Source organism: Leptospira ilyithenensis (assembly GCF_004771005.1).
GTDB lineage: Bacteria > Spirochaetota > Leptospiria > Leptospirales > Leptospiraceae > Leptospira_A > Leptospira_A ilyithenensis.
Genome location: NZ_RQHV01000029.1, coordinates 67,571 through 79,996 on the forward strand (window position 1 = coordinate 67,571; position 12,426 = coordinate 79,996).

General features: G+C 40.2%; 12 protein-coding genes. 8 read left to right on the forward strand and 4 right to left on the reverse strand.

Annotated features, from left to right (window positions below):
- Positions 1 to 11: 11 nt before the first annotated feature.
- The 8 genes from EHS11_RS03990 to EHS11_RS04025 all read left to right on the forward strand — a co-directional run bounded on the left by EHS11_RS03990 (position 12) and on the right by EHS11_RS04025 (position 6,507).
- Positions 12 to 644 (forward strand): DedA family protein, encoded by a 633-nt coding sequence (locus tag EHS11_RS03990; protein ID WP_135763126.1) that lies wholly within the window; start codon positions 12 to 14, stop codon positions 642 to 644.
- Positions 641 to 1,117 (forward strand): LIC11661 family lipoprotein, encoded by a 477-nt coding sequence (locus tag EHS11_RS03995; RefSeq protein ID WP_135763127.1) that lies wholly within the window; start codon positions 641 to 643, stop codon positions 1,115 to 1,117. The genes EHS11_RS03990 and EHS11_RS03995 overlap by 4 nt, the downstream gene beginning before the upstream one ends.
- Before the next feature lie 174 nt (positions 1,118 to 1,291).
- Positions 1,292 to 2,191, forward strand: coding sequence for a TRAP transporter TatT component family protein (locus EHS11_RS04000; protein ID WP_135763128.1), 900 nt, complete (start codon positions 1,292 to 1,294; stop codon positions 2,189 to 2,191).
- A gap of 23 nt (positions 2,192 to 2,214) precedes the next feature.
- Positions 2,215 to 3,228: a TRAP transporter substrate-binding protein DctP gene (gene dctP, locus EHS11_RS04005; RefSeq protein WP_135763129.1), complete on the forward strand. Its 1,014-nt coding sequence runs from the start codon at positions 2,215 to 2,217 to the stop codon at positions 3,226 to 3,228.
- 34 nt (positions 3,229 to 3,262) lie between these two features.
- Complete coding sequence (locus EHS11_RS04010; protein WP_135763130.1) at positions 3,263 to 3,967, forward strand: TRAP transporter small permease; 705 nt, start codon at positions 3,263 to 3,265, stop codon at positions 3,965 to 3,967.
- Positions 3,967 to 5,271 carry a TRAP transporter large permease gene (locus tag EHS11_RS04015; protein WP_135763131.1) on the forward strand — a complete coding sequence of 435 codons (1,305 nt, stop codon included), beginning with the start codon at positions 3,967 to 3,969 and terminating at the stop codon, positions 5,269 to 5,271. The genes EHS11_RS04010 and EHS11_RS04015 overlap by 1 nt, the downstream gene beginning before the upstream one ends.
- A gap of 102 nt (positions 5,272 to 5,373) precedes the next feature.
- Positions 5,374 to 5,883 carry a hypothetical protein gene (locus EHS11_RS04020; protein WP_135763132.1) on the forward strand — a complete coding sequence of 170 codons (510 nt, stop codon included), beginning with the start codon at positions 5,374 to 5,376 and terminating at the stop codon, positions 5,881 to 5,883.
- Positions 5,884 to 5,934: 51 nt separating this feature from the next.
- Positions 5,935 to 6,507 carry a DUF1564 family protein gene (locus EHS11_RS04025; RefSeq protein WP_135763133.1) on the forward strand — a complete coding sequence of 191 codons (573 nt, stop codon included), beginning with the start codon at positions 5,935 to 5,937 and terminating at the stop codon, positions 6,505 to 6,507.
- A gap of 19 nt (positions 6,508 to 6,526) precedes the next feature.
- Here the strand turns inward: EHS11_RS04025 and EHS11_RS04030 are convergent, their stop codons facing one another.
- Genes EHS11_RS04030 through kdpB form a run of 4 tightly spaced genes read right to left on the reverse strand, consistent with a single transcriptional unit; the run spans position 6,527 to position 12,420 of the window.
- Positions 6,527 to 7,222 carry a response regulator gene (locus tag EHS11_RS04030; protein ID WP_135763134.1) on the reverse strand — a complete coding sequence of 232 codons (696 nt, stop codon included), beginning with the start codon at positions 7,220 to 7,222 and terminating at the stop codon, positions 6,527 to 6,529.
- A complete protein-coding gene (locus tag EHS11_RS04035; protein WP_135763135.1) occupies positions 7,215 to 9,788 on the reverse strand; it encodes a sensor histidine kinase in 2,574 nt (857 codons plus the stop codon). Before EHS11_RS04035 ends, EHS11_RS04030 begins: the two co-directional genes overlap by 8 nt.
- Before the next feature lie 8 nt (positions 9,789 to 9,796).
- On the reverse strand, positions 9,797 to 10,369 hold the full coding sequence (locus tag EHS11_RS04040; RefSeq protein WP_135763136.1) for a potassium-transporting ATPase subunit C: 573 nt from the start codon (positions 10,367 to 10,369) through the stop codon (positions 9,797 to 9,799).
- A complete protein-coding gene (kdpB, locus tag EHS11_RS04045) occupies positions 10,369 to 12,420 on the reverse strand; it encodes a potassium-transporting ATPase subunit KdpB (RefSeq protein WP_135763137.1) in 2,052 nt (683 codons plus the stop codon). Before kdpB ends, EHS11_RS04040 begins: the two co-directional genes overlap by 1 nt.
- Positions 12,421 to 12,426 lie beyond the last annotated feature (6 nt).

Consider the following 12,426-nt stretch of genomic DNA (forward strand, 5'->3'; position numbering starts at 1 on the left):
TAAAACACCGCATGGACTTTTTACAAACTCTAGTAACCTTTTTTATGCAATACGGATATTTTGCCGTATTCGGAGTGCTGATCCTTTGTGGTTTTGGTCTCCCCGTCCCTGAAGACATTTCCCTGACCGCAGGGGGGGTAATTTCAGGTTTAGGTTATACCAATGTGCATGTCATGTTCTTTGTAGGCATGGCCGGTGTTTTGATCGGGGACAGCTTTGTATTCTGGCTGGGAAGCCATTACGGAGAAAGAGCTTTGAAGCTACCGATTCTCAAATCACTCATCCATCCGGAACGATTTGAGAAAGTCCAGTCCCAGTTCAAAAAATACGGAAAATGGGTCGTTTTTGTGGGCCGGTTTATGCCAGGGCTTAGAATGCCGATTTTCTTTACAGCTGGAACTTCGGGGCAGATTTCCTTTATTCGTTTTTTACTTACAGATGGATTTGCTGCCTCCATTTCCGTTCCGATTTGGGTTTATCTGGGATTTTATGGAGCTCATAATTTTGATGAGTTGATGAAATGGGTTCGCCAAGGTCAAACAGCGATCCTTGTGATCGTTACTGTTGTAGTGGTCGGTTTTTTAATCTTTTTATGGAAAAAAAAACGAAATGAATCCAAACCCGAGGCGACTATCAGTCAATGATTCGAATTTTTCTCTCTCTCTCTTTTATTATTTTTATCGTCGATTGTACAAATTACACAACTTCTGCTTCCAATCAAGCTCCTCCTTTGCTTGTTAGCGCATTGAACAATGGAAACTCCAATTTCATACTGAGAGTCAGAGCAAGTAACCCCGAGATCATTTTTCAGGGTTACAGACTTTTTCATGGAAATTCTGAATCGGAAGCGAGAAACCCCGGCGATTTGAATTCGGGCAGTGATTGCAGTCTTCAAAACGGGCAGATTACTGTTCTGACAAACCAACCTACGGAATATATTTTTGAAATTGATCCAGTTGCCGCTGCCGCCACCTCAGGAGCGGTTTGTCGTTTTAGAAGAACAGTTTCCTCCGGCCAATACATTAGCGTGAGAGCGATTAGCCTTTCTCTTTCCACACAAAATAGTTCAAGTTCCTTGCGTGTTTCCGGTCCATCGAACGCGATCATCCTGCCTTAAAAATAAAACTTTCTTGCATTTGGGTCAAATACATGTATTTTTCTTCGGAAAGATGAGGTTTGTTTCAGATTTTTAGACATTTTCTAAAAATTACACGGAACATGAGTTGAAACCCTTCCCCCATCTGGGAGAATTGGGACTTCATTTAAATAGAAATCGGAGGATGATGAGACAATGATTCAAACCAACAGATGGTCAAATTTACTAATAGCATCTTTACTAGTGCTAAGTGTGGTAGCTTGCGGAAAATCTAGACAAGTTAAAATTTCCGGCGAAGCGGTAGAACGCTCTAAAACTGCAGCAAAACTTCCAGCCGACATTGAAAAGTTATGGAAGAACAGACAAAATGAGGCAGACCTTCGCCAAGCTCTTGTTTTACTGGAAAAATTCGCAAACGAAAATCCTCAATATACAGATGTTAAGGTAATGCTTTGCACTGGAAACTACCTTATGGGCGACGGACACTTATGGCTTAAACTGACTGGGGAAGATTCAGATGCTGCCGTTAAGGAAGAATCCGTTAAATTTTATGATGCAGCAGTAAACTGGTGTGAGGCGGGACTTGCAATGAACCCTGCATTCAGAAAGAAACTCACGGAAGGGGTTGAACCGGAGAAAGCTCTGGATACTTTAACGGTTGATGATATTGATTCCCTATATTGGAGATATGCATCTCTCGGAAAATGGTCGAGACTTGTAGGATTCACTACCCTTCTCGCAAACCGAAGCAAGTTCTCCGCGATGGTTAACAGAGTGAAGGAATTGGAAAAACAACTTCCTTCGAAAGAATATTTTTATTCCGCTACTCTTCGTTACGAAGCAACTAGTAATGCTCTTTCTCCTACAGGAGACAAAAAACTCGGGGCAAAACTTTTTGAAGAAGCGATTAAAAAACACCCTAATTATTTTGCAGTGAGAGTTCTTTATTCGGAAAGTTTGCTGAAAGGGGATGAAACAAAATTTCAAAACCAACTCAATTTTGTTCTAAAAGGAAATCCTAAATCTCTTCCTGAGATTGAACCGGAACAAATCGTAGAACAAAGAAAAGCTAAAAAACTTCTCGACGAACTCTAATCAAATATTATTAGGAAAACCAAATGATCAAAAAGCACGTAATTACATCCGTTTTATGTGCTGTCATTACCTTAGCAACTGCTGGGGCAATTTCAGCTCAAACCACCACTGTTAAACTAGCAACTGTTGCTCCGGAAGGTTCTCCTTGGACAAACGAGCTTGCTAAAATTAAGAAAAAAATCGATTCCGAATCCGGCGGACAAATCAAAATTAAAGTTTATCCGGGCGGACAGATGGGCGGGGAAAATGAAATTCTCCAACAAGTGATTCGTGGAAAACTGCAAGGTGCCGGTCTTACAGCCGGAGCACTCGCCAATACGATCAAAGAATTGAACGTACTTGAAATTCCTTATTTATTCAATAGTTACTCGCAAGCTGACTGCGTTTTGGATGACCATTTACAGGAAGATTTTAGAAAATTATTCGAATCAAAAGGTTTAATCTTCGTTACATGGGCCGAAAACGGATATAGAAGTATCGGAACAAAATCAAAACTGGTAAAAACTCCCGACGATTTGAAAGGGGTCAAAATCCGAATCCAAGAATCACCTGTTCATATTGCATACTGGAAAGCGTTAGGTGTAAGCGGGATCCCGATTGCTATCCCGGAAGTTCTTCCTTCTCTCCAAACAGGCGTTGTGGAAGGTTTTGACAACACTCCTCTTTTTACTCTTGCTGCAGAATGGCAAACAGCGATCAAATTTTTTAGTTTGACCCGCCATATCTATCAACCGGCTGCAATCGTTTATTCTAAAAAATTCTGGGATACTTTGAATGACGACCAAAGGAAAATTTTAATGGGTGAAGGAAACGGTTTGGCTCCAAGTGCGAGAGTTGCAGTGCGTGCCATTGAAAAAAACATGATTGCTACTTTGAAGAAAGCTGATGTTCAAGTGTATGAACCAAGTTCCTCCGAATTAGCTAGCTTCAAAGCGACTGCCAATACGGTTGCAAACCAAATAGTTGGTAAAATCGGCGGGCAGTCAAAACAAATCTACGACAAAATCCAAAAAGCAAAAGCAGCTTGCGGTAACTAAAAAAATATAAACCTTCAAGGCGCGGAGAATCTCGATGAAAGTCGTAGAAAAAATACTTAATTATCTTAGCTTCGGCGAGAAATGGGCGGGGGGAATTTGTTTTCTCCTACTCACTCTCCTAATGATTGCCGATGTCGCAAAACGTGAGGCAGTTGATAAAATATTCAACTGGCTTATGGCAATTTTGGATGCTTATCCGAATACAAGTGTGGCCGGAATTTTAGGGGATTGGTCCGTGTACATCAGCGGTTCCATTCATTCGGGACTCCAAGGAACATTGGAATGGCTGGGTCGCGGCGGAATCGTTTGGGCACAAAAACTTTCCCTTTATTTTATGCTTTGGGGTGGCTTGTTCGGTTCTGCTTTAGCAAGTGCTAAAGGGTCCCACCTTCGACCTGAAATTGCAGATAAAGCATTACCTAAAAAATTGATTCCATATGTTAAAATTGCGGAACAATTTACCATTTCCTTATTTTTTCTGTTCCTATCTTTTCTTTCTATCATCTATGTTTTAGAAAGTATTGAATTGGATGAAGTCAATCCGGTAACAGAAATTTCTTTATGGAAAGTTCAATTGATTTTCCCTTATGTTTTTACTTCTATGGGACTTCGTCATCTTGCTTATGCAATCTTTCCAAAACTTACCCCGAGTGATGTAAATGAAGCGACAGAAGCATTGGAAGCTGCAGAAAAAGAGCAGTGGAAACTTTCAGACACGGAAATCAGGGGGGATAAATAATGGGTTCTTGGGGAATTCTTGCACTACTCGTTGGACTGATATTTCTCAGACAACCTCTCATCGTACTTATGGGTGCCATTACCTTATATTGTTATTACTTCCTTCCGGAACCTCCGCTTGAATCTTTCAAAGAATTAAATAGCGTAATCGGTGACTTGTTTTTTGCCGGAGACAAAGAGATCTTACTTGCGATTCCTCTTTTTATCATCGCTGGAAATCTAATGACTCATGGAAGTATTGCACGTCGTTTGATTCGAATTGCGGAAACGATGACCGCTCCGATTCCGGGTGGACTTGCCATTGCGGCAGTTTTCTCTTGTGGGATTTTTGCGGCGATCTCCGGTTCCTCACCTGTGACATTGATCGCAATTGGTGGCCTGATGTATCCTTCGTTAACTAAGGCAGGTTATCCGACTAATTTTTCCATGGGACTTCTTGCTTCAGGAGGAACATTGGGGATCATCATTCCACCGAGTATTCCTATGATCGTTTATGCGATTATGGTGGGAGTTTCCGTAACTGATTTGTTTATCGCGGGGATTGGTCCGGGGATTTTACTTATGTCTTTACTTATGCTCTACTCGATCATTCGTGCAGGCAAAACAGTGAAACGAGGCAAGTGGATTTGGTCAGATATCAAGCTTGCATGGAAAGAAGGAACTCTGGCTCTTATGATGCCTGCTGTTATTTTGGGAGGAATTTATTCCGGTTTCTTTACTGCGACAGAATCTGCCGCCATAGCAGTGTTTTACGCTATTTTGGTAGAGGTTTTTGTTCACAAGGAATTGGAAATTCCAAAAATTCCGAAGATTATGGCGGAAAGCGCCGAAATGCTTGGGATTTTATTTCTAATCTTAATTTTGGCAGTAAGCTTGAACAAGTTTATGATCGAAAATGAAATTCCTCAAAACTTAGTTGCGACCATGTCAGGCTTGATTTCAAGCCCTGTAACATTCCTGATCGGAGTGAATATTTTGCTTTTGATCGTTGGAATGTTTATGGATATCATGAGTGCGATTTTGGTATTGGCGCCGCTCCTTGCACCGATGGCAGTCAATTATGGAATCAATCCTGTTCACTTTGGAATTATTATGATTGTAAACTTAGAGATTGGTTATCTGACACCACCTGTAGGAGTGAATCTTTTTGTTGCGTCCGGTATTTTCAAACAACCATTAGGTAAGGTAATTCAATCTGTTGCGCCGATCGTTGCTTTGTTTTTAGTGGGGCTTATGCTTGTAAGTTGGATTCCAGAAATTTCACTTGGTTTGATCGGAGGAACTGAAGGCACACCTAGCCCTTAGTTTTGATTGTTCGAAATGTTGGTCCAGTTTTTGCCGTGAAACGCAAAAACTGTGGCCTACTTAAACCTTGTATTTTTTAAACGATTGGCAAATCTTAAATAAATGCAAGTTCTCCGCAGTAATAAAATCCCTTCCTCAGCGATCCTTTCTCTTTTGATTCTTTTTCTAATAACTCAACTCTATGCGGAAGATGAAGCCTGGCTTCGGAAAGGAGATCCGTTTCCAAAAATCAAATTTACAAACCAATTTGAAAAAGAAGCTACTATCGCTTTAAAAACCAAGAGAGTCATTTTTGTATCCGACATGGATGCGAGTAAAATTGTACATAGTGTTTTGGAAAAGGATGGCGATTCCCTTCTGAATCAGTCTGAATCTATACTGGTTTCCGATATCCATAGAATGCCCGGTTTGATTACGAAATTCGTAGCACTCCCAAAAATGAGATCTTATTCCTATACCATACATCTCATCCGTGAAGAAAATACAGGATCAGCCATTCCGCGGAAAAAAGGCTTTGTGACTCTTATTTTTCTCGACCAAGGGAAAATAGCATCCATTGAATTTGCCGACGAGACCTCAAAATTGAGTGAATTTTTAAATTCAAAGCACTGAAAATCGAACAAAAAAATAAACCAAAGTCATTAAAAGCAGACCTCATCGTTTATGAGAGATGAGAATTCAATTATTGGTTTTCGTGAATTTACTTACCAAGGATTTAGGTGGAAAAAATTTTCTGAAGAAAATACCGAAACTGTCACTTACCAATTTCGTTATATCAAAAATATAAATACTTCTTTCCTGGTCCCTGAAGAATTGATCACAAATCGAAAACAATCAAAACTGAGGGGGAGTTCTTTCTCAGGGTTAGTCCGAAGCCTCTTAGAAGGGTCTGCATTTCCTATTTACCAAGGTTTGATTCCTAAGACTCGAAATAAGGTAACTCGATCTTATCAAGCTCCCGGCCAAGCCTTGAAAAAAATAAGCTGTAGAATCCATGACAGAGATTTGGTGGAAATGGACATTATGGCACAAGCCCTCGGGGTTTCGAGGAGCAGGTTACTTGTACTGATGCTAGAATGGGAAGAGCTTGGTTGGTTGGGGGTGATGCGTGCGTTTGGTATTGTAAGAGGTACCACATCCTTCCAGTCACTCGAATCCCATCAATGCCTAAGAAAAAACGACCGCCCCCCTATCCCAACCTACACAATCCAGATCAAACACTGTGCAGATTCCTGATAAAATCCAAGTTACCCGACTATATCCATCGATACCCAATACCTGGCTCTGTAAATAGCCATTCAGGCTCGCTCGGATTATTTTCTATCTTTTTCCTCAATTGTGCAACATGCACTCGCAAAGAATTCATTTCGTTTTGAGCATTATCTCCCCATATAACTTTAATTAGTATTTCATATGTTAAAATTTTACCGGAATTTTTGATAAAAAAGGCCAATAATTGAAACTCGGTTGGCGTCAGACGAATAACATTATCATTTTTCATTATTTGGTGATTCGCAATATCGACTTTAAGGTTTCCATCTTGCCAAGGTAATTGCGATTCTTCATCTGGGATACGACGTAAGGCCGTTCTCATACGGGCTAACAGTTCCCCCATGGAAAAAGGTTTAGTAACATAATCATCCGCTCCGCTATCCAATAGCCGGATCTTGTCTTCATCTTGATTGATTACGGAAAGGACAATCACTGGAATTTCCGTCCATTGCCGGACTTCCTTTATCAAATCTTCCCCCGATCCGTCCGGTAATTGTAAATCCAAAAGAACTAATTTAGGAGATTGTAAAGCGATTAACTCGATTGCTTCTTTTTTAGAAGCAGCTTCCAAAGTAAGATAACCTTTTGCTTCCAAAGCAATACGGAGAATTTTTCGAATACGAGTATCATCATCCACAATCAAAATAGAATCAGATTTTGAAGGATAAGAATTATACATCTAATAGAAAAGGAACTTCAATCTGAAAACAAGCTCCACCCTTTTTTCTATTTTCCGCGATGATCTTACCACCGTGCAATTCTATAATGGATTTTGTAATAGCCAAACCGAGCCCAGTCCCAATCTTTCCCGTCGATTCTCCGCGAAAAAATTTCTGAAATACCACGGAAGAATCCTCAGGAAGTCCCATTCCTTCATCTTCCACTTTCCAAACCGACATCCCTTCTTTCATTTCAACAGATATCATAATCTTGGAATCTCTGGGAGTATACAAACACGCATTATAAACCAAATTGAAAATCGCATGACCGAAGAAAGTTCGATCTAAAATCAAAGAAATCTCCGGACTTACAACATTCGTAATGATTTGGTGCTCTTCTTTCGACGAACCCAAATAAGATATTATGTCTGAAATAATTTCATTTGGATATACCTTTTCTTTCTTCAAAGCAAGATGACCTGACTCAATCCTGCTAATGTCCAAAAGATTTCCAAGCAATAAGTTTAAAATCAATGCACTGGATTGAATTTCCTCAACCAAAGCCTTTCTAGCTTCCTGATTGCCGTCAATTTCAGGATCCATTAAAGCAGTCGCAGAACCATTAATTGCGGTTAAAGGGGTCTTCAATTCATGAGACAAAGAATTAAAAAGCAGATTATAAAGTTTTTCAGATTCGATTAACAGATAATTTTTCCTTGCATCTTCCGAAAGAGTGTCTCTCTCCAAGGCAATGGAAACCTGATTTGCAATCGTGTTTAATAATATTTCCTGTTCCAAACTAGGTTCTTCATCGGTTCGAATCGTAATAACACCGGTTGTCCCGCCGGGAGACAGTAATGGATAAAAACTGCTATCCGTCAACGGTAATGTATCGGTAAATCGACCGGCAGGTTTTCCGTTTTTTATCACCCACAAAGCAACCGCTAACTCTTTAGGATCTGGAATATCCGGACTTAGCTTTCCATTATGAAATAAGTGCATATGAACCGGGTATGGAAAAAGTCTTTTGAAAAACAAATCCCCTACTTTTAAAATTTCATTGCCGAAAGAAGTTTGAGAAAGCGAAGCGGTCAACTCATACAATATCGATAATTTTTCTTCTCTGGACCTTAATTTGATTTCATTTTTTTTCAACTTTGCCGTCAAACTGCCGTTTACCAAAGCAATAATGATAAAAACGAAAAACATCAATAGATCTTCCAGTTTAGTAATGAAAAAAGTAAACCTCGGGGGAATAAACAAATAGTTCCATAAAAATGCAGACAATAATGCGGCAACTAAAACCGGCCCTCTGGTATAAAATACTCCGGACAAGGCTACAAAAAATAAATAAAGGATGGAAATCGGCCAATATCCTATATAAGGAAATACTAATGAATTTACAAAAGTCAAAACACCAACCAATAAGGAAACGCTTAGATAACTTCTAATATTTGAAGAAGGAATCAATAATTTCCAAAGACTGATCTTTCTTTTGTCTTTTTTTTCTATAGGAACAACTATAATTTCCACATCTTGTAATAATCCGATCAATCTGTTTGGTATTGATTTTTTAAAAAAAGAAGACCAATAAAAATCACTATTCCTTCCGATCATAATTCGATTTACTCTTTTTTCTCTGGCAGTATTTATGATTCCCGAAACAGGATCAGATTCATAAGAATGAACTACTTCAGCACCTAATTCTTTTGCCAGATTGATATGGGAGCGTATTTGTTGTTTGTCTCCAGAAGCAAGACCATCTTCAGACTCCGTAAAAATGGCAATTAACTCGCTGTTTCTTTCGATCGCTAGTCTTTTCGCTTGCCGAAGCAGCGATTTGGAACTTGGACTTGCAGAGATTGCGACAAGCAAACTTTCTTTCCCTTGAGGCAATCTCTTCTCCACAAAGCGGGCCGTATAATTTAAAGACAATTCGCGAAGGTATGTTAAATTTTCCTCTTTAAAGAAATTTTCCTTCGCCCATTCTATTTTGTCCGGAAGATAAACTTTTCCGTCCTTTAGTCTCTTCAACAATTCCTCAGGGATAATATCGATTAGGACTAGCTCGTCTGCCCTTTGCAAAATAGAATCGGGAATTGTTTCCTGTACGGGAGATAGCAGAGTCTTTTCGACTAAATTCACCTGACTTTCCAAATGCTGAACATTTACAGTTGTTAAAACATGGATGCCGGCTTCCAAGATTTCAAAAACATCTTGATATCTTTTTTTATGCAGGGAACCGGGAATATTCGTATGCGCTAGCTCATCTACCAAGACAAATTCGGGCTTTCGTTTCAATATCGTCTCGGTATCCAGCTCACTCCATTCCTTTCCTCGATAATTGATTTTTTTTAAAGGCAGAATTTCTAACCCGTTTAATAATTGTTCCGTTTCTACCCGGCCATGCGTTTCAACGATTCCGACAAGGGCCTGCTGACCCTCGTCTTTCATTCTTTGTGCTTCCTTTAACATAGCGTAGGTTTTACCTACACCTGGAGACATTCCAAAAAAAACCTTTAATTTGCCTGATGTATTCTTTTCATCTTGCTTGGCCAAAACTAAGTAATCTTCAGGGCTTTTCATTTTAGTTTTCACAAACTCCCCAAGAAAAGATTAAGTGATGTAACATTGACTCTCTCCCTTCCCATGATTCCGAAAATAGATTTTTCCTTCATTCGATCAATTGCAAGTTCCAAATCTACGGCGAGTAAACTTCTGTTTTTTGCTATATAGACAATCTGAGCTCTGGCACAGTCGGTCGTGATATGAGGATCAACTCCACTTCCCGACTCGTATAAAAGTTCCTGGCACCGATTCCAATCTATTCCTTTTGACTCAAGGAATAATTTTCTCTCTTCTACTTTCCGGCGTAAATCCAAACTGGAAGGCGCAAGTTGGGACGCTAAGGACGGTAGAGCCGAATAATCTCCGGCACTCGGACGAGGAATGAAATAAATTCCTGTCTCCCACTTCTGCGCGAGGAGATAAGATCCCTTGACTTCCCCTTTTTCATCTTTGATCAGGCTTCCTTTCGATAGCTCTGGAAAAATTTCCAAACCGATCACAGTAATCGATAACGGATAAACAAATCCTAAAACCAAAGTAGAAATAATAAAAAAACGAATTGCAATTCCCAAATCATTTTGTGCATTGTTACGGCTCATTAAAATACTCCTGTTAAAATGAAATCAATCAGTTTGATTCCTAAAAATGGCAGAAGAATACCTCCGCCCCCATATAGAAAAACATTTCTAGCCAATGCGGAATCAGCTGATTTCGGCTCATACTTCACACCTCGTAAAGCTAACGGAATCAAGGCGGGAATGATCAAAGCATTGAATATTACTGCAGACAAGACCGCACTTTCAGGTGAAGATAGTCTCATAACATTCAAAGGAGACAAAGGGGAAAACAAAGCAGGCAGAATGGCAAAATATTTTGCTACGTCATTGGCAATACTAAACGTAGTCAAAGCGCCTCTGGTCATAAGTAATTGTTTTCCGATTTCAACAATTTCAATCAACTTACTCGGGTTACTGTCCAGATCAATCATATTGCCGGCTTCCCTCGCGGTTTGAGTTCCTGTATTCATGGCAACGCCTACATCGGACTGAGCCAATGCCGGAGCATCGTTTGTTCCGTCTCCGATCATTGCCACAAGGTATCCTTTCGATTGTTCCTCGCGGATCCTTTCAAGCTTCCTCTCAGGAGTCGCTTCTGCAATAAAATCATCCACACCGGCCTCGGCGGCTATCGCCGCCGCAGTCAACGGATTATCCCCTGTAATCATAACTGTCCGAATTCCCATCCTTCTCATGTAGGTAAATCTTTCTTTCAGTCCACCTTTGACAATATCCTTTAATTCAACTAACCCTAGTATGGTTTTTCCGTCTGCAACAAGAATGGGAGTGGAACCCTTTCGCGCCACCTCCTCGGACTTCGCAGTTACTTCCTTAGGGATAGTTCCATCCTTGGATTCCACAAATTTCCGAATGGAGTCGATAGAACCTTTTCGTATATTTTTTGTTAGTTTTCCATCATTATAAATTTCCACACCGCTCATTCTGGTAGTTGCACTAAATGGAATCCAACGAACATCCAGATCTTGCAAATTTCTCTCTCTGATCGCAAACTTCTGTTTTGCGAGGATGACAATCGATCTGCCTTCCGGTGTTTCATCCGACAGGGAGGACAACTGGGAAGCGTCTGCAAGCTCCTCCTCCCTAACTCCCGGTGCTGCGTAAAACGCTCTTGCTTCCCGATTGCCTAGAGTGATTGTTCCTGTTTTGTCTAATAACAATACATTGATATCACCCGCTGCCTCCACTGCTTTACCGCTCTTCGCAACAACATTGTATCGAATGAGTCTTTCCATTCCTGAAATTCCGATGGCGCTGAGTAAAGCCGCTATCGTAGTAGGAATCAAACAGACAAACAAAGAAAGCCAGATGGAAAAACTTAAATTCCAATGGTAACCTGTTTCTTTGGAAACAAAATCAGCAATTGGAACCAAACTGAGAACGGCCAATCCGAATAAAAATGTCAAAGAAGCGAGTAAAATTCCTAAAGCGATTTCGTTAGGTGTTTTATTTCTGGATGCTCCTTCAATAAGAGAAATCATTTTATCCAAAAAACTCTCTCCCGCGCTTGCTGTAATTTTGATATAGAGAAAGTCTGACAAAACTTTCGTGCCGCCTGTTACTGCAGACCGATCCCCGCCGCTTTCCCGAATCACCGGAGCCGACTCTCCCGTAATCGCAGATTCATCCACACTCGCGATACCTACGATTACGTCTCCGTCTCCGGGGATCATTTCCCCCGCTTCCACATAAACCAAATCACCTATCTTCAATTCAGAGGAGCTAACAATAGTAAACTCTTTATCGTTTTCAGATTTTACTTTCTTCGCTGAACCGGAAGATCTGGTTTTTTTCAAACTATCGGCTCTAGCTTTCCCTCTTCCTTCCGCAAGTGCTTCCGCAAAATTGGCAAAGACCAAAGTTAGAATCAACCAGAGTAATATGGTGACATCAAATTGGATGTACCGCCCCAAAAAGGAATGATATATAATCTGTAACAACAATAATACGGTTCCGACCCAAACCGAGGCCATTACCGGATTAGAAAAGGCTTTTCCGGGGGAAAGTTTTGTAAAAGAGCCTATTAAAGATTGAAAGAATAATTCTTTTGAAATAAATAATCCTGATTTTTCCATAAATTC

Coding starts and splice junctions, on each gene's coding strand:
- EHS11_RS03990 (WP_135763126.1), top strand. CDS start 12: ATGGACTTTTTACAAACTCTAGTAACCTTTTTTATGCAATACGGATAT.
- EHS11_RS03995 (WP_135763127.1), top strand. CDS start 641: ATGATTCGAATTTTTCTCTCTCTCTCTTTTATTATTTTTATCGTCGAT.
- EHS11_RS04000 (WP_135763128.1), top strand. CDS start 1,292: ATGATTCAAACCAACAGATGGTCAAATTTACTAATAGCATCTTTACTA.
- dctP (WP_135763129.1), top strand. CDS start 2,215: ATGATCAAAAAGCACGTAATTACATCCGTTTTATGTGCTGTCATTACC.
- EHS11_RS04010 (WP_135763130.1), top strand. CDS start 3,263: ATGAAAGTCGTAGAAAAAATACTTAATTATCTTAGCTTCGGCGAGAAA.
- EHS11_RS04015 (WP_135763131.1), top strand. CDS start 3,967: ATGGGTTCTTGGGGAATTCTTGCACTACTCGTTGGACTGATATTTCTC.
- EHS11_RS04020 (WP_135763132.1), top strand. CDS start 5,374: ATGCAAGTTCTCCGCAGTAATAAAATCCCTTCCTCAGCGATCCTTTCT.
- EHS11_RS04025 (WP_135763133.1), top strand. CDS start 5,935: ATGAGAGATGAGAATTCAATTATTGGTTTTCGTGAATTTACTTACCAA.
- EHS11_RS04030 (WP_135763134.1), bottom strand. CDS start 7,222: ATGTATAATTCTTATCCTTCAAAATCTGATTCTATTTTGATTGTGGAT.
- EHS11_RS04035 (WP_135763135.1), bottom strand. CDS start 9,788: ATGAAAAGCCCTGAAGATTACTTAGTTTTGGCCAAGCAAGATGAAAAG.
- EHS11_RS04040 (WP_135763136.1), bottom strand. CDS start 10,369: ATGAGCCGTAACAATGCACAAAATGATTTGGGAATTGCAATTCGTTTT.
- kdpB (WP_135763137.1), bottom strand. CDS start 12,420: ATGGAAAAATCAGGATTATTTATTTCAAAAGAATTATTCTTTCAATCT.